The organism is Nonomuraea fuscirosea, from assembly GCF_003001935.1.
Classification (GTDB): domain Bacteria; phylum Actinomycetota; class Actinomycetes; order Streptosporangiales; family Streptosporangiaceae; genus Nonomuraea; species Nonomuraea fuscirosea.
The window spans coordinates 1-20819 of sequence record NZ_PVNG01000024.1 but is presented as its reverse complement, the minus strand read 5'-3'; the positions used below and the strand labels follow the sequence as shown (position 1 = coordinate 20819).

The following is a 20819-nucleotide window of genomic DNA, read 5'->3' as shown; positions in this document are numbered from 1 at the left end:
GGTAAGTGCGGGAGCGACGACGCCCGTACCGGCCCCACGGCTCACCGCTCCGGTTCCGGCACGATGACCGTGACGAGGCCCAGCGCGGAGAGCCGGGCGGCGGGGCGTACGAGCGCCGTGCGGGTGGCCGCGCCCGGCACCCGTTCGATCGTGGTGACCGCGCCGACGGGCACCCCGGCCACGTACGGCCGCCCGCCCGCCGAGCCCAGCGTCTCCACCTGGTCGCCGGCCCGCAGCGGCGCGTCCGGGTCGAACAGGCTGAGCCGCAGCAGCCCCTCGCCCGGCAGCCCCGTCACCACCCCCAGCTCACCCGACCCGGCCATCCGCACCCCCACGGAGGAGGCCGCGTCGGTGATCAGGGAGACCGAGGCGGTGCCGGCGCCGGCCCAGGTGACCTTGCCGACCAGGCCGTCGGCGTTCAGCACGGTCACGTCGCGCACGACCCCCGAGCCCGATCCGGCGTCGACGGTCACCCGCTGCCCACGCCCGAACCCCACCACGTACGCGGCCACCCCGCGCGACGCGGAGACGCCGCGCGGCGGAGCGCTCACCGAACGGGCGCCCGTGGACAGCAGCTCGGCGCGCAGCGCGGCGTTCTCCAGCTCCAGCTCCCGCAGCCGCCCGTCCCCGCCGAAGGACCTGGTCACCGTGCCGGCCGCGCCCTCCGCGGCGCCGTACACGGCCGCGCCCGCCGCCCGCAGCGACGTCAGCGGCAGGAGCCAGCGGTCGGTCACGACCAGCAGGACCGCGGTGCCGAGCAGGAGCAGGACGAACGTCCGCCTCACCGGCGTGACCAGTCGGGCAGCAGCACGTCACGCATGGCCTGGAACCGCTCGACGCAGCGGCCCGCGCCCAGCGCGACCGAGTACAGCGGCTTGTCCACCACCCTGATCGGCATGCCGGTGGCCTCGCCCATGCGCTCGGCCAGGCCCCGTAACAGGGCGCCGCCGCCGGTCAGCACGATGCCGTTGTCCAGCAGGTCGCCGGCCAGCTCCGCCGGGCACTGGTCGAGCGTCGTCTGGACCGCGTCGATGATGGCCTGGACCTCGTCCTCGATGGCCTCGCTGATCTGCTCGGCGGTGATGGTCGCGGTCTTCGGCAGGCCGCTGACGAGGTCGCGCCCGCGTACGGGGGCGGAGGCGCGCGGCTCCAGAGACCGCGGCGCGGCGGTCTGGGCGGCGCTCTCCGGCTTCGGACGGGACCGGAACGGGTTCCAGCCGCGCGGCGCGGGCCGCTCGGAGGCATCCTCGTCCGGAGCCTCGACCGGCGGGCCGTCCACCGGCAGCTCGCAGACGCCCACCCGGTGCCGGCCCTTCGGCTCGGGATCGGCGTCGCGGGCCGTCACGGGCGCCGGCCTGGCCATGCCGAGGTCGATCTTCAGCCGCTCCGCGGTGCGCTCGCCGAGCAGCAGCGCGTGCTCCTTCTTGATGTGGGTGATGATCGCCTCGTCCAGCTCGTCGCCGCCCACCCGCAGCGACTTGGCCACCACGACGCCGCTCATCGAGACGATGGCCACCTCCGTGGTGCCGCCGCCGATGTCGACGACCATGTTGCCGGTGGCCTCGCCGACCTTCAGCCCGGCGCCGATCGCCGCCGCCATCGGCTCCTCGATGATGTGCACCCGCCGCGCGCCCGCCTCGTACGCGGCCTCCTTGACCGCCCGCTGCTCGATCGAGGTGGTGCCGCTCGGGACCGCCACCACGATGCGGGGCTTGGCGAGGAACCTGCTGGGATGCGCCTTCTGGATGAACATGCGCAACATCCGCTCCGCCGCGTCGAGGTCCGCGATCACGCCGTCCTTGAGCGGCCTGATCGTGGCGATGTGCGGGGGAGTGCGGCCCATCATGCGCTTGGCCGGCCTGCCGACCGCGACGACGGTGTTCTTGTGCAGGTTGATCGCGATGACGGAGGGCTCGTTCAGCACGATGCCCTTCCTGCGGACGTACACGAGCGTGTTGGCCGTGCCGAGATCGACCGCTATGTCATGACCGAGAAGAGCCCATGCGAACGCCATACCGCACAGCCTTTCGACCGGGAAGGGCAGGGGGACACTACCCGCTGTGGCGCTGCCCTCGCCGATCTGCCCACAAACGCGATAAATCTGTACCTGTGGTCGTTTGCGCAGGTCAGCAGGGGTCGGGCAGGTGCCGCGCGCCGGTCCGTACGACGGCGCGCGGCACCTCCCCGATGACGGGATGGGCTATCGCTCACCGGGCGGTGCGCCAGCTCTGCTCCTCCACCAGCTCGACACTGCGCCAGCCGCTGTCGGTGCGGCGCAGGCGGTGGTGGTAGTAGCCGCCGCCGTGCAGGAACCCTTCGGTACGGGCGGCGACCAGCTCGCGCGTCGGGGCCAGGGTGTCGGTGAACGGGGCGCTCACCCGGGCCTCGCCGTCCAGGAAGTCGATCCGCGCCGCGCCGATCAGGTGCAGGCGGGCCGGCCAGTGCGCCAGCACCTCGGCCAGCCAGACCTTGACCTCGTCCCGCGTGCCCTTGATGCCTCCTGACGAGCTGTAGTCGATCGACGCGTCCGGCGTGAACACCTCGTCGAGCAGGTCCCACTGGCCGGAGTCGATCGCGAAGGTGTAGCGGGCCAGCAGGCCGGTGATCTCTAATCGGTCGGCGATCTCCTGAGTCTCCATGAGCTGATCGTCGCGCCCGGCGGGCCGGATGACCAGATCGCCGGGTTCTCGTGGTTGATCACGGAGCCGGCGGGCGGATCCCGACGAGCTTGACGAGGAAACGTTCGACCTGTTCCTCCAGCGGCGGCCACGGGTGGCCGGGCTGGTGCAGGCGCATCGAGACGGCTCCGTGCACGGCCGCGCGCAGATCGAGCGCGACGGTGGCGGCGTCGTCGGCGGGGGCGCGGCCGGCGTCCATGCAGCGCTGGACGGCGGCGGTGGCGCGCTCGGCCAGGCGCCGCTTGAACGGCATCTCGGCCCGTTCGTTGAGCGCGCTCTCGTGCAGCACCTTGTACAGGCCGGGATGCCGGTGCGCCCAGGCGCCCAGCACCAGGGTGCGCGCGCGGAGCCGGGTCACCGGGTCGTCCGAGGCGGCCTCGGCATCGTCGACGGCCCGGGTCAGCTCGTCGTGGCAGCGGTCGAGCACGGCGAGCACGAGGGCGTCGCGGTCGGCGAAGTGCAGGTAGACCGAGGTCGCGGCGCTGCCGACGGCGCGGGCCACGGCGCGCATCGACAGGGCCTCGTCGTCGCCGAGCTCGTCGAGCAGCCGGGTGGCCGCCTCGACGAAGTCCTCCCGCAGCCGCTCGCCCTGGCCTCTCCGGTTGCGCCCGCGCGCCTGGCGGTCACTCGACGCAGTGGTGCTCATGGCCGCCATTGTATCCCGACACTCGTAGCGCTACAGTCGTAGCGCTACAGCCGTTCAGTCATGGGAGCTCTCGCATGCCCACCGTCGCGTCGAACAAGCAGACCGTCCTCGACTTCTACGAGGCCGCCTTCAACGAAAAGGACTTCGACACCGTCGCCAAGCTCGTCGGCGACAACTACACCCAGCACAACCCGCAGATAGCCGACGGCCCCGACGGTCTCCAGGCGCGCCTGCGCCACCTCAAGGAGACCTTCCCGGCGCTCCGGGTCGAGGTCAGACGCCTGCTCGCCGAGGACGATTACGTCGTCGGGCACGTGTACGCGGTCCGCGAGCCCGGGCAGCGGGGCACGGCGATCATGGACATCTTCCGGCTCGAGGACGGCAAGCTGATCGAGCACTGGGACGTCATGCAAGAAATCCCGGCGGAAGCCCTGAACCCGAACGGGATGTTCTAACGCCACCCCGGCCCGCGACCCGCGCCTGAGGTCGACCACCTGGGCGTCCGGACGCGTCGGTGGGCCTGCTGCCCGTCAGCCGCGCCTGAGGCCGGTCAGCCGCGCGTCCGGGACCCGCACCGTGACCGGGGCGCAGGGGGCGCAGAAGTAGTCGCGGCCGAACGCGAACTCCACGGCGCCCGGAGCCAGGTTGACCAGCAGCCGGTCGCTGTCCAGGCTCACGGTCCTGGGCACGTGCCCCTTGGGCATCAGCGGCCGCAGCGCGCCGGCCAGTTGCCGCCGTCCGGTGGGGGTGAAGGCGGCGGGGACGAACAGGTCACGCACCTCCAGCACCCGCCCCTCGGCCCGCCCGTAGGTGACGGCTCGGCCCACCTCACCGGACAACGCATAACGCACGGAAACGACCCCGGCGTCATTGCGCACCACCGTGTAACCACCGGTCACGAGTCCAGCCGCCGAGCCAGTCGCCGGACCGGGCGTCGTGCCGGTTGTCGCGCCAGCCGTTGGACCGGCCGCTTGGCCGGTTGCCCGAGCGAGGGCGGGGCCAGTCCTGGGGTCGGTTGTCCCACTGGTCACCGGGCCGGTCGTCCCACTGGTTCCCGGGCTGGTCGCTGGGGCGGGATCGCGTGAGGGGTCCTCCCGGTGCCGCCGCAGCAACTGCTCGACGTACGCGCGTACCGGCGCCACCAGGGCCGCACCGACCCGAGCAGCGTCGGATCCGCCCGCGACCACCGGGTAGGAGATCTCGACCGTGAGCCCCGGCGCCTGAGTCCGCCACGTCGCCGTCGTGATCGTGAGCGGTACACCGGCCGGAGCCCTCCGCACCAGCGGCGCCGCCGTCACCAGCAGCAGCACCGCGCCCGCAACCACCAGCACCCTGCGCCGTCCCACCAGGAGCGGCCCCGCCACCACCCCCGCGACCGCGAACGGCCCCGCCACCAGCCCCAGCAGCAGCCCAGCGGGAGTGGCCAACCCCGCCGCCATACCCGCGACCACGGACGCACCCCACACGGCCGCCCAGACCGACCACCGCCGCTCCCGCAGGTTCACCCTCATCAGCGACACGAAGACCAGCCCCGCGAGCAACACCAGGTAGGCCGCGCACGTCAGAGCGTCGGCCACCGGCCCCACCAACGACGGCACCGGAAAGCCCAGCCCACCGCCCGCGCCGAGCCCGTGTGCCGAGCCTGCCCCCATCAGGGACACCAACGGCATCAGCGCGCCGGCCAGCACCAGTGGCACCAGCGCGCCCGCGGCCGCCATGCCCGCGATCACCCCGCGCTCACGCCAGGAAGGCACGTGGTCGCGCGTCCGATCCCGCCACGCCCGGTAGCGTTCGGTCGCCTGTTCCCAGGTCTGCTCGTTCTCCAGGTCCACGATCTTGGCGAATCTCGACACCCCGACCTGTGAGTGCACGATGAACAGCAGCGCCGCGAACACCGGCACGACGAACGCGGCGAACTCCGTCGCCTGGGCCGCGGGGGAGATCCCCACCGGCTCCTCCCCGGTCACGGCCCGGCCGATCATCCCGCCCACGGTCCAGGCCAGTGCGGTGGCCAGCGCCAGCGCCCCCACCAGCACCACGTAGGAGGAGGCGGGAAACAGCCGCACGAGCTGGCCCCGTACCGCGACGTAGACCAGCCCGGCCGTCGCCACCGCGAACATTGCCGTCGTCGCCCACGACCACACCACCGCCGTCACGCCCAGCACCGGATCCGGCGGGGAGAGCAGTGCGAGCGCCCGCACCATCGCGGGCGTCTCCGCGTCGAACGTGCGCCGCGTCAGCAGCGGGAAGCGGGACGTGACGGCCAGGCAGAAGTACGTCAGCGCGAGCGCGGCCCCCGCCACCAGCAGCGCCCACCGCCGGTCCGTGCGCACCGGATCCGGCTCGCCCGCCGCCGCCCGCCGCAGCGGCGGCACCGCCTGCACCCCGACCGCGGCCAGCGCCAGCGCCAGCGGCGGCAGGGCCACCTGGACGGGCTCGGCCACCAGCACCGCGCCCAGATCGGCGGCGTACTCGGCGATCCAGGCCGGGTTCAGCGGCGCGGCCAGCAGCCGTTCCCGCATGCCGAGGTCGATGGCGACGACGGCCGCGTACACGACGGGCGCCACCGACGCCGAGATCCACGCCAGCACGAACGCCCGCCCGGGACGCCCCTCCACGGGTAAGCGGCGCCGCAGCGTGCCCTCCACGTACCCGGCCGCGATGCTCGCCAGAACCACCGCCACCTGGGTGAAGTAGCTCAGGGACAGCGGCAGCCAGGCCATCAGGGGCTGCCGGTCACGCACCAGCACGCTCCACACCACCGCCCACCCGGCCACCAGACACGGCAGCACCCAGGAGCGAGGATGAAAGACCAGCCGCCGCACGGACCCGGAGGACTGCTCCCGGACCCGGGGCGCCCTCTTGCGGCCGGTGACTGATGTCGCTTTGCGGCCCGTGGCCGACGGTTCCTTGGCGGGAGTCGCCTTACGGCCGGTGGGGGGTGTCTCCTTGGCCGGCGCCCCCTTTCGCGGGGCGGCCGGCGTTTCCTTGGCGGATGTCCCTTTACGGATGGTGGGTTTGTCGGCGGACGCCGGGTCCTGCTCGTCCTCGGGAACGGGCGGGCCGTCGCCGGTCGGGGCGGGGAGGAGGCGGGTGGCGGCCATCGTGAGCAGCGCGGCCAGCAGGGCGGTCGCCATCCCCCACGAGGCCGCGTACCGGGCGTACCCGTCGAACGGTACGCCGTGCCCCCGCGCCCACAGCAGCACCGCCAGCACCCCGGCGGGTCCGCCCGCCAGCCCCCAGCACACGAGCAGCCCGATCCGCGACGCGCCGAACCCCGACCACCGGAAGGCGACGTACGCCCCGCAGGTCAGCAACACGGCGTACACCACCAAGGTCACCGCCGTGCCCGCCGCGAGCCCCTGTCCCAGCCCGGGGAAGACCAGTACGGACGCCACGGCCCGCCCGAGCAGAAAGCCGCCGACGGGCGGCAGCGCGCACAGGCCGCAGACGCCGAGCGCGATGCCCGCGGCGGCGAGCAGGAAGGTGCGGGTCGTCTTCGCCACGCCCCGTCATGTGCCCGCCACGGAGCCGGGTGCGCACGCCGGTGACCGGGAAGTGGCCACCAGGTGAGCGCCTCCGCCTATCGCCGAGCCCGCGCCGAGAGCGCCGGGAGAATGCCGGACCCAGGCCGAAGGCGGAATCCAGAGAAGCCAAGAGAAAAGGGAGGAAAGACAGAGCCCCGGCTCATCGGCCGGGGCTCTGAAAGATGGTGGACGATACTGGGATTGAACCAGTGACCTCTTCCGTGTCAGGGAAGCGCTCTCCCGCTGAGCTAATCGTCCTTGCAGAGGTGGCGACGGGATTTGAACCCGTGTGGACGGCTTTGCAGGCCGCTGCCTCGCCTCTCGGCCACGCCACCGAGCCGGAAGCTCCGAGCGGAAGACGGGATTCGAACCCGCGACCCTCACCTTGGCAAGGTGATGCTCTACCACTGAGCCACTTCCGCCTTCGCCCCGTTTCGCGCGGGGCGACGAGAGAACTCTAGCGAAAACTGGCCCAGTCCCCAAACTGGAATACGCGCGCCCAGGTCACGTGTGGCCGCCGTTGACGGTGATGCGCTGTCCGGTGACGAACGCGCCGTCCTCCGAGGCGAGGTACGCCACCGCCGCGGCCACGTCCTCCGGCGTGCCCATCCGGCCCAGCGGCACCTCGGCGAGGTAGTCGCTCTCGTCCAGCCCCGCGTGCCGCTCGACCGGGATCCAGCCGGGCGCGACCACGTTGACCGTGATCCCGTACGGGCCCAGTTCCTTGGCCCACACCTCGGTGATCGCGTGCTGGGCGCCCTTGGCGGCGGTGTAGGCGGACATGCCGGGCAGCTTGCGGTCCACGATGTCGGAGCCGATCTGGATGACGCGCCCGCCGCCGCGCTCCTTCATGCCGGGCAGTACCGCCTGGACCAGCAGCGTCGGGCTCTTGACGAAGAAGGTGAGCTGGTCGAGGTGGTCCTGCCAGGTGAGGTCCGCGAGCGGGACGGACGGCTGCGGGCCGGTCGCGTTGGCCACCAGGACCGCCACGGGGCCCAGCCGCCCGGCGACGGCGGCGACCAGGCCGGCCACGGAGGACTCGTCCGTGACGTCGGCGGCGAACGTCTCGGCGGTGCCGCCCGTGGCGCGGATCTCGCGGGCCACCCGCTCGGCCCCGTCCCGGTTCCTGGAGTAGTTGACGGCGACGGCGAAACCGTCCGCGGCCAGCCTGCGGGCGATCACGGTGCCGAGGCCACGCGAGGCGCCGGTCACGAGCGCGACATTCGAGGTCATAAGACTCGACTGTAGCCAGCGACGGGTCACCAGCCGCGGCGCAGGTCCGCGGGCGAGGTCGGCGGGCGAGGTCGGCGGGTCAGGGTTCCGAGGGCGGGGTCCGTACGGGCAAGCTCCGCGTTAGGTGTCCCGGGGGACTGGGTTCGGTATGCCCGCGCGTGCCCCCGAGCCGAACCGGGTAAGGCGCGGACGTGGCTGAACATGATGTCATCGACCTGCTGGTGGCCCAGCACGGCCGGATCAGGGACCTGTTCGACGAGGTGGAGCGGGCGCCCGCGGACAAGGTCGGTGCGGCGTTCGACCGGCTGTCGCGCCTGATGTCCGTTCATGAGACGGCCGAGGAAGAGATCGTCCACCCGTACGCGCGCAGGAAGCTCGACAACGGCCAGGGCGTCGTGGCCGACCGGCTGACCGAGGAGAACAAGACCAAGCGCATGCTCGTCGCCCTGCACAGGGCCGGCGTGGACGATCCGCGCTTCTGGGACCGCCTGGCCGAGTTGCGTGCCGCCGTGACGGCGCACGCGCGCAGCGAGGAACGCTACGAGTTCGCCAGACTGCGGGCGCACACCTCCGTGGTGGAGCGCCGGGCCATGGCGGCGGCCGTACGGGCGGCGGAGTCGCTCGCGCCGTCGCGCCCGCACCCCGGCACGGAGTCCCTGACCAGGAACCTGCTGATGGGCCCGCCCACCGCGATCATGGACCGGGCACGTGACCTGATCCGCAAGGCCCTGGGCAAACGCTGACGGCCACCGAGCCGAAGCAGCAGGGCGGCCCAGGCCCGAAGCGGCAGAGCGGCCCCGGGCCGAAGCAGCACGACATCCTTCGACCCTGAGCGAAATGTCCACGTATTAGCGTATTGAGCATGGAGTACATCGCTCGCGACGCCGACATCGCGCCCGTCGCCGCGCTGATCGCCGACCCCACACGGGCGGCGATCCTGACGGCCCTGCTCGACGGGCGCGCCCTGGCGGCGGGGGAGCTGGCCAGGATGGCCGGCGTGAGCGCGGCCACCGCCAGCGCCCACCTCGCCAGGCTGCTGGAGGGCGGGCTGGTGGACGTCGTACGCCAGGGCCGTCATCGCTACTACCGCCTGTCCGGCCACGAGGTGGCCGAGGTGCTGGAAGTGCTGGCCAGGATCAGCGCCCGCCCCCCGGTGCGCTCGCTGCGCCAGTCCCGGCAGGCCAGGCGGCTGGAGGAGGCCCGTACGTGCTATGACCACCTCGCGGGCAGAGCCGGCGTAAGCCTGCTCGACCGGCTCGTGCGGGGCGGCCACCTCGCGGGCGGCGACCTGACCGAGTCGGGGGAGCGGCTGCTGTCGCGGCTGGGCGTGGACGTGGCCGGCGCGCGCGGGTCCAGGCGGCGCTTCGCACCCGAGTGCCTCGACTGGACCGAGCGCAGGGCGCACCTCGGCGGAGCGCTCGGCGCGGCGATCACGGAGGTTCTGTTCGAGCGCGGGTGGTACCGGCGCGACAGCGTGCCGAGGGCCGTGACCCTCACCGACGCGGGTCAGGAGGGGCTGGCGGAGCTCTTCGGAAGTAAGGAGCTAACATCGGGTACGCCGGTTACCTGAGTGGGAGAGACGCAACATGGGCGACAACGGAGTCGTGAACGTCGGTCCTGAGCCACTGAGCTTCGACGACGTCATCAGGGTGGCCCGCCACGGGGCCCCCGTCCAGCTCACCGACGACGCCATGGCCGCCGTCGCGGCGGCCCGTCAGCGGGTGGACGAGCTGGCCGAGAGCCCCACGCCCGCGTACGGCATCTCGACCGGGTTCGGAGCCCTGGCCACCCGCCACATCGACCCGGCGCTGCGCGCCCAGCTGCAGCGCTCGCTGGTGCGCTCGCACGCGGCCGGCAACGGTCCCGAGGTGGAGACCGAGGTGGTGCGCGCGCTCATGCTGCTGCGCCTGCACACCCTGGCCACCGGGCACACCGGCATCAGGCCGACCACGGCCAGGACCCTGGCCGCGCTGATCAGCTCGGGCATCACGCCGATCGTGCACGAGTACGGCAGCCTCGGCTGCTCCGGCGACCTGGCCCCGCTGGCGCACGTGGCGCTCACCCTCATGGGCGAGGGCGTCGTGCGGGACGCCTCCGGCAACGTGCGGCCGGCGGCCGAGGCGCTCAAGCAGGCCAGGATCGAGCCCGTCGAGCTGGCCGCCAAGGAGGGTCTGGCGCTGATCAACGGCACGGACGGCATGCTCGGCATGCTCATCCTCGCCATCGACGACCTCACCAGGCTCGTCAGGACCGCCGACGTGAGCGCCGCGATGAGCGTGGAGGCGCTGCTCGGCACCGACCGCGTGTTCGCCCCCGAGCTGCAGGCGCTGCGCCCGCACCCGGGCCTCGCGCTCTCCGCCGCCAACATGACCAGGATCCTGCGCGACTCGGGCGTCATGGCCAGCCACCGCGACCCCGGCGACTGCACGCGCGTCCAGGACGCGTACTCGCTGCGCTGCGCCCCTCAGGTCGCCGGGGCGGCCCGCGACACGATCGCGCACGCCGCCACCGTGGCCGGCTGGGAGCTGGCCAGCGCCGTCGACAACCCGGCCGTGCTGGACGACGGGCGGGTGGAGTCCAACGGCAACTTCCACGGCGCGCCCGTCGCGTACGTGCTGGACTTCCTCGCCGTCGTGGCCGCCGACCTGGCCTCCATGTCGGAACGCCGTACGGACCGCTTCCTGGACGTCGCCCGCAACCACGGGCTGCCCGCGTTCCTCGCCGACGACCCCGGCGTGGACTCCGGCCACATGATCGCCCAGTACACCCAGGCGGCCATCGTCTCGGAGCTGAAGCGGCTGGCCGTGCCCGCCAGCGTCGACTCCATCCCCAGTTCGGCCATGCAGGAGGACCACGTCTCCATGGGCTGGTCGGCCGCGCGCAAGCTGCGCAGGTCCGTGGACGGGCTGACCAGGGTGCTGGCCGTGGAGGTGCTCACCGCCGCCCGCGCCCTCGACCTGCGCGCCCCGCTGGAGCCCGCGCCCGCGACGGCGGCCGTGGTCAGGGCGCTGCGCGAGACCGTGCCCGCGCCGGGCCCCGACCGGTTCCTGGCCCCGGAGATCGAGTCCGCCGTACGGCTGGTGGCCGAGGGCGGCGTCGTCGCGGCGGCCGAGTCGGTCACGGGCCCGCTCGCCTGACGCTGTCATACCGGTCCCGGCACAGGGCCCGCTCGCCTGACGCACCGCCGGCCTGCCGGGCCCGCCCCTTGTCGGCCCGGCAGGTCGAGCCGCCTCCTTACCGGCCCGGCAGGGCCACGATCAGGTCCACCTCCAGCACCAGGCCCGGCAGGAACAGCTTCGACACCTCCACCGTCGTGCTCGCCGGCGGCGTGCCGGTGAGGTACTTCCGGCGCACCCGCCCGAGCGCGGCCCTGTCCTCCATGTCCGTCAGGTACGTCCGGATGAACGCCACGTCCTCGAACGTCGCCCCCTGGTCGGCCAGGATGCGGGCGATGACCTGGAAGACGTGCTCGGCCTGGACCTCCATGGAGCCGGGGCCGACCACCTCGCCGCGCTCGTCGAAGGCCGCCTGGCCGGAGACGTAGAGGGTGTCGCCGGCGCGGACGGCGTGCGAGTAGAAGCCGTTCGTGGCCGGGATCGTGGTCAGGTTCAGCGGCACGGCCCGCCGTTCCGGACGCTCAGGAGAAGGGGCTCCGACGTGGGCCGCGATGACCGTCAGGTCGCGCCCGCCCAGCCCGGCGGCCCGCGCATGCTGCAGCCTGGCCCGGGCGGCGGCGGCCATCGAGGCGCCCTCCCAGGCCGCCAGCTCCAGGTCCTTGGCGGCGTGCGCGAGCGAGTACCTGGTCTCCTCCGCCGGGGTCCGCAGCCGCTCGGCCACCGCGCCGAGCGGGGTGCCCGCCAGCACGTCGAGCAGCGCGCCGCGGTCCACGCCGTGCTCCCGCCCGTACGCGAGCGTCTCCGCCACCAGCACCTGCGCGGGCACGAGCGCGCTCATGACGGCGAGCTTCATGGCCGCGCCGGACCCCAGCGGCCCGGTCTCTCGTACGGAGCCGAACACCGACAGGACCTCGCGGCACCCCGCCACGTCACCGCCGGCCAGCACGGTCAGGCCGCCCTCGGCGGCCGGCCCCACGCTGCCCAGCACCGGCGCGTCCACCAGCCCCACCTCCGGCGGCAGCAGCGCCCGCAGCGCGTGCACCGCCTCGGGGCCGATCGTGGACATCTCCACCACCGTCGCGCCGGGCCGCAGCCCCGGCAGCGCCGCCGTCAGGACCTCGCGCACCGCCGCCGGGTCGCTGAGCATGGTGATGACCAGCTCGGCCCCTTCGACCGCCTCGGCCACCGCCACGCCGTCCGCGCGTCGCCACGTCGTCACCTCGTACCCGGCGAGCATGAGCCGCCGCGCCATCGGGACGCCCATGCGTCCCTGCCCGAGAAATGCAATCTGTCCGAGAAATGCAATCACGTGCCTCAGTGAACCCCGTCGCGAGGTATTCCACCAGCGACTAGATTGCATACCAGCCATGCCTGACACGAATGCCTTCGACACCGCCGCGCTGCGCCTGTTCGACGAGGTCGCCAGAAGCGGCTCGTTCACCGCCGCCGCCGAGCTGCTCGGCTACACCCAGTCCGCGGTCTCCCGCCGCGTGGCCGCGCTGGAGCGCGCCGCCGGCGGGCCGCTGTTCGAGCGCCTGGCCCGGGGCGTGCGTCTCACGCCCGCCGGCACCGCGCTGCACCGGCACGCGGTGGCCGTGCTCGACCGGCTCGACCGGGCGGGGGAGGAGCTGGCCGCCATCCACGGCGGGCGCGGCGGCACGCTGCGGGTGGGCGCGTTCGCCACGGCCAACGTCGACCTGGTGCCCGGCACGCTCAAGCGCTTCGCGAGCCGCAACCCGCGCGTGGAGCTGCGGCTGACGGAGGGGCTCAGCTCCCGCCTGATGGACCGGCTGCACGCGGGCGCCCTCGACGTGGCCGTCATCAGCGACTACCCGGCGGGCCTGCCCGGCGGCGGCGCGGGCACCGTGCCGCTGATCGAGGACCGGCTGTTCGTCGCGCTGCCCGCCGGGCACCGGCTGGCCGCCGAGCCGGAGGTGGACCTGCGCGACCTGGCCGCCGAGACCTGGATCGAGGCCGCCCCGCGCGGTCAGCCGACGCTGCTGGTGACGGCGTGCGCGGCGGCCGGCTTCACGCCGCGCAGCGGGCTGCGGGTGGCCGAATGGTCGGGCAAGTTCGGGTTCGTCGCGGCGGGGCTCGGGGTGACGCTGGTGCCGGAGCTCGCGGCGCGGGCCGTACCGGCGGATCTGGTGCTCAAACCGCTGAAGGGTACGGCGCCCGTACGGAAGGTCTACGCGGCCCTGCCCGATACGCCACTGCCCGCCGCGCTGGAGCTGGTCCAGATGCTGGGAGAATGGAAGGCGTGTACGACGGTTTCGCCCACTTAGGTCATGTGTCCGCCACCGGGTTGCGCGACGTGACCTCAGACCTCGCCGCGCTCGACAGCGAGGGCTGGTGGGCCGTCGTCGTCGACTACGAGGGCAAGGTGACGTGCGCCCGGTTCGACCGGGTGCGCCGCGCCCCCCTGCCCACGCCCGCCGCCCCCTGGCGCGGCCCCCGGCCCGACCAGTGGCGCAGCTCCCTCGACCGGGCCGGCTACGAGCGCGGCGTCCAGGCCATCAGGGCCTACATCGAGCAGGGCGAGGTCTACCAGGCCAACCTCTGCCGGGTCCTGAGCGCGCCCGTGCCGCCCGACGCCGACCCGCTCGCCCTGGCCGCCCGGCTCGCCGAGGCCCATCCGGCGTCGTACGCGGCCGTGATCCAGGTCCCCGGCCTCAGCGTGGTCTCGGCCTCGCCGGAGCTGTACCTGTCGCGCGACGGCGACGTCATCGAGTCGGGCCCCATCAAGGGCACGGCCGAGACCGTGGACGGCCTGCTGGAGAAGGACTACGCCGAGAACGTCATGATCGTCGACCTCGTCCGCAACGACCTCGGCCGGGTCGCGGCCGTCGGCTCCGTCGAGGTGCCGTCGTTGTGCGCGGCCGAGGAATACCCGGGGCTGGTCCACCTCGTCTCCACCGTCCGCGCCCGGCTCGCGCCCGGGGCGGGCTGGCCCGAGCTCTTCGCCGCGACTTTCCCGCCCGGATCTGTCACAGGCGCGCCGAAGTCGTCGGCTCTGCGCATCATCAATGAGCTCGAACCGGTCCCCCGGGGCCCGTACTGTGGGGCCGTGGGCTGGGTCGACGCCGACCGAGGCAGGGCGGCGCTGGCCGTAGGCATCAGGACATTCTGGATCTCGCCCTCGGCCGACGGCCGAGACGAGCTCCGGTTCGGCACGGGAGCGGGCATCACCTGGGGCAGCGACCCCGGGCGCGAGTGGTTCGAGACCGAGCTCAAAGCAGCCAGGCTGATCGCGCTGGCATCCACAGGAGGAATCTGAATGAACATCCCTGTCTGGGTCAACGGGCAAGTGATCGACCCCGGGAAGGCCACCGTCTCGGTGTTCGACCACGGGCTCATGGTCGGCGACGGCGTCTTCGAGACGATCAAGATCGTTGACGGCAAGTCGTTCGCGCTCACCCGGCACCTCGACCGGCTCACGCTCTCCGCCCAGCGCATGGACCTGCCCGACCCCGACGTCGAGGCCATCGCCGACGGCATCGACCGGCTTCTCGCCGTCGCGCCCGCCTGGTCTCTCGGACGCATCCGCGTCACCTACACCAGCGGCCCGGGCCCGCTCGGCTCCGACCGCGGCCACCAGGGCACCACCTCCGTCGTCATCGTGGACGAGCAGAAGCCGTTCCCCGAGACGGCGAACGTCGCCGTCGTCCCGTGGCCGCGCAACGAGCGCGGCGCCCTGTCCGGCGTCAAGAGCACCTCCTACGGCGACAACGCCAAGGCGCTGCTGCACGCGAAGCGGCGCGGCGGCGGCGAGGCCATCTTCGGCAACCTGGCCGGCAACCTGTGCGAGGGCACCGGCTCCAACATCTTCATCGTCCGCGGCGGCCGCCTGCTCACGCCCACCCTCGGCTCCGGCTGCCTGGCCGGCGTCACCCGGGCGCTGGTGCTCGAATGGTGCGGCGGCGAGGAGGCCGACGTGCCGCTCCAGGCCCTGTACGAGGCCGAGGAGGCGTTCCTCACCTCCACCACCCGCGACGTCCAGCCGATCAGGCTCGTCGACGACACCGAGCTGCCCGCCGCGCCCGGCCCGATCACCACCAAGGCCATGCAGGTCTTCGCCGAGCGCTCGGCCGCCGACCTCAACCCCTGACCGCGACCACCGTGGGCCCGTTGCGGGCCCACGGCTTTTCCGCGTCGGATCAGTAGGACTTCTGCGTCTGAACGTTGAAGTCGTCCATCTTGACCTGCCCGGCCGGATCGGTCAGCGGATCGGTGATCTTCAGGACGTCCAGGCCCTCCAGGATGTCACTGGAGTAGATGTAGCCGTTGTAGTAGTACGCCGACCACGAGCCCGCGATGCCCCCCTCCGGGTGCGGCCCGCGCTCGAAGAACCCGATCTCCTTCGGCGCGGCCGAGTCGGTGAAGTCCCAGATCGACACGCCGCCCTGGTACCACGCCTGCACCATGATGTCCTTGCCCTTGACGGGGACCAGGGAGCCGTTGTGGGCCACGCAGTTCTCGTCCTCCTGCTGCACCCGCGGGATCTTGAAGTAGCCGCGCTTCTCCAGCTTGCCGCCGACCAGGTCGTACACGGCGTTCGCGCCCTTGGTGGCCGGGGTGTTGGTGTCGCAGGTGGCCTGGCCGCCGCCGCCCAGCTCGTCGCTGAACACGACCTTCGTCCCGTCGTTGTTGAACGTGGCCGAGTGCCAGATCTGGAAGTTCTCGGTGTCGGTGAGCTGCTGCAGCACCTTCGGCTTGACCGGGTCGGCGATGTCGAGCAGCACGCCGTCACCGAAGCAGGCCGCCGCCGCCAGCTTCTTCTCCGGGTACGCGGTGATGTCGTGGCAGCCGGAGGCGAACTCGGAGTGCTGACGCTCGGGGAAGATGTCCGGCTTCGCGACGACCTTCGCCTTCTCCGGCGACTTCATGGGGACTTCCACGATCTGGATGAGTTCGTGGGGAGCGGGGCAGGTCTCCGAGTCCGGTTCCGGGCCCGGCGACGAGACGTACACGTAGAGGCTCTCCCCGGCGGGGACCATCGTGTGGGTGTGGGAGCCGCACTCGGTCTGGACCGCGCCGACGTACTCAGGACTCTTCTTGTCGCTGATGTCGAAGATCCGCAGACCCTCCCAGCTGCGCCGGCCCTCGCCGGAGTCGCACTCCGGGCCGCCGCGCGGCTCGTCGATCGACAGGATCAGCAGGTTCTCGTGCACCGTCACGTCGTTCTGCTGCGCCGGGCAGGACACCTGGCTGACGACCTGCGGCTTCGTCGGGTCGCTGATGTCGTAGATCGCGAAGCCGCCGAAGTTCCCTACGTAGGCGTAGTCCCCCTGGAAGGCCAGGTCGGTGTTGAAGTCGGCCTCCCCGTTGAGCGGGGCCGCCCGCGGGATGTGGGCGACGTGCTCGACGTTCGGGCTCGTCTTCACGTCACCCGCGGCCGACGCGGCCGGCGTACCGGCCGCGGCGCTGGTCTCCTGCGTACCGGCGGGCGTCGGCGTACCGGCCGCGGGTGGCTCCGCGGCGCAGGCGGAGGCCATTAACAGCGCCGTACACAGCAACGCTCCGCGCAATGTGGCAGAGATCAACGCGCATCCCCTTTGTCTCGTAGCTCACTATGGAAGCTATGTCAGCAGGTGCGAGGCCGCGTACGGTAATCATCACAGTTATGGCGACATTTGCGCTTACTGCGTGCACACCGGAGCCACCTCGGCCCGCCGGGCCGTCACCCATAGGTACGCAGGCGCCGGTCATCGTGCCCGGCAGCCCCGGCGCTCCGGCCCGTACGGCGACGCCGGGGGAGCGCGTCGGGCGGACGCCGGCCGCCACGGTGGCCTCGGACGTGCGCTTCGCGGAGGGGATGATCCCGCACCACCGGCAGGCACTGGAGATGACCTCATTGGTGGAGGCGCGTACGACGACGCCGGCCATCCGCTCGTTCGCCCGCCAGATCGCCGCCGCCCAGACCCCGGAGATCAAGGCCATGACCACCTGGCTGCGCGAACTGGGCCGCGAGGCCCCCGCCGGGCACGCGCACACGACGGACCCCGGTTACGGCATGGCCACCCAGGACCAGCTGAACGCGCTGCGCGCCGCCCAGGGAGGGGTCTTCGACCGGATGTTCCTGCAGCTCATGACCAGGCACCACGAGGGGGCGGTGAAGATGGCGGGGGAGGAGCTGGCCGGGGGCCGCGACCAGCGCATGCGGCTGCTGGCCAAGGATGTCCACTCGGGCCAGAGCATCGAGATCGCCCGCATGCGCGAGGTCCTGGGCTCCCTGCCCGCCTAGCGTCGGCTCAGGAGGGCCACAACATGTTGGTCAGCTCAGCGTCCAGATCCATGTAGTCGGTCTCACGCCCGGCCGGCACTTTCTCGTACGTACGGTGCAGGAACTCCGTGAGCGGGGCCAGCGGCACCTCGAACAGCGCCTGCCCGAACGGGGACGTCAAGCTGATGTGCAAGGTGCGCTCGCCGTCGGCGCGTGCGGGCCAGACCTGCACGTCGCCGTCGCCGACACGCCTCACGATGCCCACGGTCAGCAACTCGCGGGCGAAGATCCACTCGACCGGTTCGTCGTTCCCTACGTGGAACGCCATGCGGATGGCATAAGGGTCGTCGGCTGTGTAACTCAGTCCGGCGAGCAGGGGGACGGTCGTACGGTCGGGGACCACAAGCCGAAGGCCAAGCTCGGCGGAGACGGTGGTGCTGTTCATCGTCAGCCAAACCTTTTCGTCGTAGGTCCCCTCTTCGGGGCTTTCACTGCTCTGACGGACTTCGTCGCGAGCTATGACGCGGAACGAAGAAACCTGTAGGAAAGATTCCGCTTCCAGGGCCTTCTGTAACGCACATCACAGCTGGACATTTAGGCATCTACCAGGCTAAACGGCATCAATCGGGTCGTATTTGCAAGGGTTTTGCGTGCTCTGGAGCCTGCCCCGGACGCGCCGCCCATGAACGTTTCTCACCAAAGATCGTGGCCGATGCCTTCCGGGACACGACGATGGTATGCCACCCGCCCGCCGTGCCGATGGGCAACCGCCGCGTTTCACCCGAATCCCTCTGACCCGACCCCCGAGACGCCTCGCTCCTCCCCTTGATCGCCCCCTCGTATTGGTTTCGCTGTGGGCCCCGGAGTGCGGTATGGTTTTCCACGTCGGCACCGCAAGGCACCGGCAGGGCGGGCGATTAGCTCAGCGGGAGAGCGCTTCGTTCACACCGAAGAGGTCACTGGTTCGATCCCAGTATCGCCCACCACAGGTCAAGGGCCACATCCCATCACGCGGGAGTGGCCCTTTTGATCTTTATGCAGCAGCATTGTGCAGCAGTCCCTACGAGCCCAGGCTGTCCCCCAGGCGCCTGAGAGCCATCCTGGTGGCCTCGCTCGGCACCTCGCTGTAGATGTCCATGGTTACGGCGATCTTGCTGTGGCGGAGGATCTGCATCGCCACGCGCGGGTGGACGTCGAGGGCGACCAGCAGCGAGGCGCATGTACGGCGGGTGTCGTGAACCTTGATCGGTCGGACGTCCGTGAGGATTACGGCATCACCTCCGCCTTCTGTAAGTCGTTGCTCGCCAAGCAGCAGGTGGTGCTCACCGCGATTCCCATCCCCGACGACTATGAGCGCCAGGAAGGCGAAGAGGACTACCTCTTCTGGGTGACCAAGGGCAACCGCCGCCTGGAAGGAGGCCGCAAGCTCCAGTTGGAGACGATGCTGTGCCTGGTCGATCTGACCATGGCCGGTGACCGAGCTGGTCTGTTCATCGACCAGCTCGTCGAGAACGACGGAGACTTCCGCCTTCCTCTTTCGGCGTTCGAGCAAGCCCAGGCCCTGTTCCAGGCACATCAGGCAGGCGCCACCCGCACCGAGCTGCGTCAGCGTACCGGCCGTACGAAAGAGCAGATCAGCGCGGGCATCGCGGCCGGCCGGATCAGCGAGCAGACCAAACGGGCCGCACGCGCCATGGACCATGTCTGGACGCTCGACGACATCGCGTTGCTGTCGGAGTTCGACGGCGATGACGCCGCGCTGGCCAGGATCCAGCAGCGGATCGACTGGGGTCACCCCGTGGCCTATGCCGTCGAGACCGTTCGTGACGAACTGGCCGAGGAAGCCGAGCACGACAGGATCATCGCCAGGTTGGAGGCGGCCGGTGTTCGCGTAACCGAAACGCGGCCCCCGGAGGCGTTCCTGCTCCACACCCTGGCCCACCTCGTCGACGGGTTCGACTCGGAACCTGATCGGCATGCCGCTTGCGCCGGGCACGGCGCGTTCTTCTACAGCTACAACAAGACCGAGCCGGAGTACTACTGCACCACTCCCGCCGAGCACGGCTAGGCGCCCCCGAGCCCTCGAACGCCCAGGCAACATCATCGTCTCGCGTGGACACCAAGCCCAGAGGGGACGAGCCGTCAAGGAAGATCGTGATCGAAGGACGTAACGCCTGGCCGCGTGTCGGCACCCTGCGACAGCAGTGGCTGGCGGAGTTCTTCCAGCGCAAGACCGCACCCAAGCCCGTGCTGCCGTTCGTCACCAAGATGCTGGTGGAGATGCCCGGTCCGGTACGGGACTACCTGACGTCGTCCCGTCGCAGCACGTTGTACGAGGAGTTCGGCGGCCCGGCGGATCTCGACCAAGCACTACGGGACGCCTCGACCGGCCAGCAGGCCAGGATGCTGCTGCGGCTCATCGCCGTGGCCTTCGAGCACCAGATGACCAGAGCCAGCCAGGACTGCAAGAACACCTGGCGGCCGGACCAGTACGGCCCGTGCTCTAGCGAAGATGCGGCCCTGTGGCTCCGGTTTCTGGTCAACACCCTCGGACCGGAACTCGGCACGCGCACGCTGCAGCCGTACCAGCCTGCCCCGATCGAGCAGGCTCTCATCGACGGCACTCCCTACCAGGGAGACGTACCCGTCGACCAGGCAGAGGTCGTGGAGGAAAGCCCGGGGGAGCACCCCGCGACAGTCGTACTCGAAACGGGTCAATACTCCCACGCCGCACGAGACGGCCGCGATGAGGATGCCACCTCGGACGTGACGGTCGAAGCCGAGAACTCAGACGCCGCCGGCCGAGACTTCGACGGCGCCGAGGCCGCCTGATACCCGAATCTTCGGCGTGGGACTGTACAAAGAACGGCTCTGGCCCGTAATCGGTGGTGGCGCTGGGTGATCAGCTGTCAGGCTGGGCCGTGCTGAAGATCGACGATCTTACAAATGTGGTGTTTGCGGGCCTGTCCGCCCTGGTCATCGAGGGAGTGACGGGCGAGAACGACCTCATTCGGGTCACGACCTGTACTCGGGATAAGCCGGTACCGTGCCCGGTGTGCGGGACGCTGACCGGCCGGGTGCACGGCTACTACAGCCGGACGGTAGCCGATGTCCCGGTTCGACGGGCGGCGGGTGGTGATCTCGGTACAGGGACGGCGTCTGCTCTGCCCGGCGTGGGAATATGCGCGGCAGACGTTTCGTGAGCAGGTGCCCGGGCTGCTTGAGCGCTACCAGCGTCGAACCAGCCGGCTCACCAGACAACTGGGCGCAGTGGTCACAGAGCTAGCCGGCCGGGCGGGCTCTCGGCTCTCGGCGGTCCTGGCCGTCGCGGTCTCCAGATCCACGGCACTGCGCCTGCTCATGCGGCTGCCGCCGCCACCGCCCCGGATCCCGCGC

The 20819-nt window shown here is 71.5% G+C and carries 19 protein-coding genes, 4 tRNA genes and 1 pseudogene; 12 read left to right on the top strand and 12 right to left on the bottom strand.

What is annotated here, in order from left to right; all coding sequences use genetic code 11:
• Positions 1 to 41: 41 nt before the first annotated feature.
• From mreC to B0I32_RS43025, 4 genes are all read right to left on the bottom strand, one after another.
• Positions 42 to 785 (bottom strand): rod shape-determining protein MreC, encoded by a 744-nt coding sequence (gene mreC, locus B0I32_RS43040; protein WP_181308401.1) that lies wholly within the window; start codon positions 783 to 785, stop codon positions 42 to 44.
• Positions 782 to 2014, bottom strand: coding sequence for a rod shape-determining protein (mreB, locus tag B0I32_RS43035; RefSeq protein WP_106249541.1), 1233 nt, complete (start codon positions 2012 to 2014; stop codon positions 782 to 784). The genes mreC and mreB overlap by 4 nt, the downstream gene beginning before the upstream one ends.
• A gap of 193 nt (positions 2015 to 2207) precedes the next feature.
• Complete coding sequence (locus B0I32_RS43030) at positions 2208 to 2639, bottom strand: nuclear transport factor 2 family protein (RefSeq protein WP_106249540.1); 432 nt, start codon at positions 2637 to 2639, stop codon at positions 2208 to 2210.
• Positions 2640 to 2697: 58 nt separating this feature from the next.
• On the bottom strand, positions 2698 to 3324 hold the full coding sequence (locus B0I32_RS43025; RefSeq protein ID WP_106249823.1) for a TetR/AcrR family transcriptional regulator: 627 nt from the start codon (positions 3322 to 3324) through the stop codon (positions 2698 to 2700).
• A 74-nt stretch (positions 3325 to 3398) separates the two neighbouring features.
• On the opposite strand from B0I32_RS43025, the gene B0I32_RS43020 reads away from it, so the two are divergent.
• A complete protein-coding gene (locus B0I32_RS43020; RefSeq protein ID WP_106249538.1) occupies positions 3399 to 3779 on the top strand; it encodes a nuclear transport factor 2 family protein in 381 nt (126 codons plus the stop codon).
• A gap of 75 nt (positions 3780 to 3854) precedes the next feature.
• Here the strand turns inward: B0I32_RS43020 and B0I32_RS58265 are convergent, their stop codons facing one another.
• The 5 genes from B0I32_RS58265 to B0I32_RS42995 form a co-directional block, all read right to left on the bottom strand.
• Positions 3855 to 6830, bottom strand: coding sequence for a hypothetical protein (locus B0I32_RS58265; protein ID WP_106249536.1), 2976 nt, complete (start codon positions 6828 to 6830; stop codon positions 3855 to 3857).
• A gap of 204 nt (positions 6831 to 7034) precedes the next feature.
• A tRNA-Val gene (locus B0I32_RS43010) sits at positions 7035 to 7109 on the bottom strand.
• A 6-nt stretch (positions 7110 to 7115) separates the two neighbouring features.
• Positions 7116 to 7186: transfer RNA gene (locus B0I32_RS43005), tRNA-Cys, on the bottom strand.
• A 15-nt stretch (positions 7187 to 7201) separates the two neighbouring features.
• A tRNA-Gly gene (locus tag B0I32_RS43000) sits at positions 7202 to 7273 on the bottom strand.
• Positions 7274 to 7355: 82 nt separating this feature from the next.
• Complete coding sequence (locus B0I32_RS42995; RefSeq protein WP_106249535.1) at positions 7356 to 8084, bottom strand: SDR family NAD(P)-dependent oxidoreductase; 729 nt, start codon at positions 8082 to 8084, stop codon at positions 7356 to 7358.
• Between the two features lie 191 nt (positions 8085 to 8275).
• On the opposite strand from B0I32_RS42995, the gene B0I32_RS42990 reads away from it, so the two are divergent.
• From B0I32_RS42990 to hutH, 3 genes are all read left to right on the top strand, one after another.
• Complete coding sequence (locus tag B0I32_RS42990) at positions 8276 to 8827, top strand: hemerythrin domain-containing protein (RefSeq protein ID WP_106249533.1); 552 nt, start codon at positions 8276 to 8278, stop codon at positions 8825 to 8827.
• 119 nt (positions 8828 to 8946) lie between these two features.
• Complete coding sequence (locus B0I32_RS42985) at positions 8947 to 9654, top strand: ArsR/SmtB family transcription factor (RefSeq protein ID WP_106249532.1); 708 nt, start codon at positions 8947 to 8949, stop codon at positions 9652 to 9654.
• A 16-nt stretch (positions 9655 to 9670) separates the two neighbouring features.
• Complete coding sequence (hutH, locus tag B0I32_RS42980; protein WP_106249530.1) at positions 9671 to 11221, top strand: histidine ammonia-lyase; 1551 nt, start codon at positions 9671 to 9673, stop codon at positions 11219 to 11221.
• Between the two features lie 97 nt (positions 11222 to 11318).
• Here the strand turns inward: hutH and B0I32_RS42975 are convergent, their stop codons facing one another.
• Positions 11319 to 12509 (bottom strand): Rid family hydrolase, encoded by a 1191-nt coding sequence (locus B0I32_RS42975; protein WP_281262660.1) that lies wholly within the window; start codon positions 12507 to 12509, stop codon positions 11319 to 11321.
• Between the two features lie 58 nt (positions 12510 to 12567).
• On the opposite strand from B0I32_RS42975, the gene B0I32_RS42970 reads away from it, so the two are divergent.
• The 3 genes from B0I32_RS42970 to B0I32_RS42960 are packed head-to-tail and all read left to right on the top strand — an operon-like array spanning position 12568 to position 15308.
• Complete coding sequence (locus B0I32_RS42970; RefSeq protein WP_106249527.1) at positions 12568 to 13485, top strand: LysR family transcriptional regulator; 918 nt, start codon at positions 12568 to 12570, stop codon at positions 13483 to 13485.
• Positions 13452 to 14477, top strand: coding sequence for a chorismate-binding protein (locus tag B0I32_RS42965; RefSeq protein WP_106249525.1), 1026 nt, complete (start codon positions 13452 to 13454; stop codon positions 14475 to 14477). Before B0I32_RS42970 ends, B0I32_RS42965 begins: the two co-directional genes overlap by 34 nt.
• A complete protein-coding gene (locus B0I32_RS42960; protein ID WP_106249523.1) occupies positions 14478 to 15308 on the top strand; it encodes an aminotransferase class IV in 831 nt (276 codons plus the stop codon).
• A gap of 49 nt (positions 15309 to 15357) precedes the next feature.
• Here B0I32_RS42960 and B0I32_RS42955 read toward each other — a convergent pair whose 3' ends face one another.
• A complete protein-coding gene (locus B0I32_RS42955; protein WP_219912301.1) occupies positions 15358 to 16695 on the bottom strand; it encodes an LVIVD repeat-containing protein in 1338 nt (445 codons plus the stop codon).
• 215 nt (positions 16696 to 16910) lie between these two features.
• Between B0I32_RS42955 and B0I32_RS42950 the strand changes: the two genes are divergently transcribed.
• Positions 16911 to 17444 (top strand): DUF305 domain-containing protein, encoded by a 534-nt coding sequence (locus B0I32_RS42950; protein ID WP_245956385.1) that lies wholly within the window; start codon positions 16911 to 16913, stop codon positions 17442 to 17444.
• A gap of 7 nt (positions 17445 to 17451) precedes the next feature.
• Here the strand turns inward: B0I32_RS42950 and B0I32_RS42945 are convergent, their stop codons facing one another.
• Positions 17452 to 17868 (bottom strand): SsgA family sporulation/cell division regulator, encoded by a 417-nt coding sequence (locus tag B0I32_RS42945; RefSeq protein WP_103958541.1) that lies wholly within the window; start codon positions 17866 to 17868, stop codon positions 17452 to 17454.
• A 466-nt stretch (positions 17869 to 18334) separates the two neighbouring features.
• Here B0I32_RS42945 and B0I32_RS42940 point away from each other — a divergent pair.
• The 4 genes and pseudogenes from B0I32_RS42940 to B0I32_RS60455 all read left to right on the top strand — a co-directional run.
• A tRNA-Val gene (locus tag B0I32_RS42940) sits at positions 18335 to 18409 on the top strand.
• Positions 18410 to 18579: 170 nt separating this feature from the next.
• On the top strand, positions 18580 to 19491 hold the full coding sequence (locus tag B0I32_RS58260) for a hypothetical protein (protein WP_181308399.1): 912 nt from the start codon (positions 18580 to 18582) through the stop codon (positions 19489 to 19491).
• Positions 19492 to 19577: 86 nt separating this feature from the next.
• Positions 19578 to 20255 (top strand): hypothetical protein, encoded by a 678-nt coding sequence (locus tag B0I32_RS42925; protein WP_106249516.1) that lies wholly within the window; start codon positions 19578 to 19580, stop codon positions 20253 to 20255.
• A gap of 89 nt (positions 20256 to 20344) precedes the next feature.
• Positions 20345 to 20819, top strand: a pseudogene (locus B0I32_RS60455) (transposase family protein); the annotation flags it as partial.

Coding starts and splice junctions, on each gene's coding strand:
- B0I32_RS42995 (WP_106249535.1), bottom strand. CDS start 8,084: ATGACCTCGAATGTCGCGCTCGTGACCGGCGCCTCGCGTGGCCTCGGC.
- B0I32_RS42960 (WP_106249523.1), top strand. CDS start 14,478: ATGAACATCCCTGTCTGGGTCAACGGGCAAGTGATCGACCCCGGGAAG.
- B0I32_RS42985 (WP_106249532.1), top strand. CDS start 8,947: ATGGAGTACATCGCTCGCGACGCCGACATCGCGCCCGTCGCCGCGCTG.
- B0I32_RS43025 (WP_106249823.1), bottom strand. CDS start 3,324: ATGAGCACCACTGCGTCGAGTGACCGCCAGGCGCGCGGGCGCAACCGG.
- mreB (WP_106249541.1), bottom strand. CDS start 2,014: ATGGCGTTCGCATGGGCTCTTCTCGGTCATGACATAGCGGTCGATCTC.
- B0I32_RS43030 (WP_106249540.1), bottom strand. CDS start 2,639: ATGGAGACTCAGGAGATCGCCGACCGATTAGAGATCACCGGCCTGCTG.
- B0I32_RS42945 (WP_103958541.1), bottom strand. CDS start 17,868: ATGAACAGCACCACCGTCTCCGCCGAGCTTGGCCTTCGGCTTGTGGTC.
- B0I32_RS42970 (WP_106249527.1), top strand. CDS start 12,568: ATGCCTGACACGAATGCCTTCGACACCGCCGCGCTGCGCCTGTTCGAC.
- B0I32_RS42965 (WP_106249525.1), top strand. CDS start 13,452: ATGGAAGGCGTGTACGACGGTTTCGCCCACTTAGGTCATGTGTCCGCC.
- B0I32_RS43020 (WP_106249538.1), top strand. CDS start 3,399: ATGCCCACCGTCGCGTCGAACAAGCAGACCGTCCTCGACTTCTACGAG.
- B0I32_RS42955 (WP_219912301.1), bottom strand. CDS start 16,695: ATGGCCTCCGCCTGCGCCGCGGAGCCACCCGCGGCCGGTACGCCGACG.
- hutH (WP_106249530.1), top strand. CDS start 9,671: ATGGGCGACAACGGAGTCGTGAACGTCGGTCCTGAGCCACTGAGCTTC.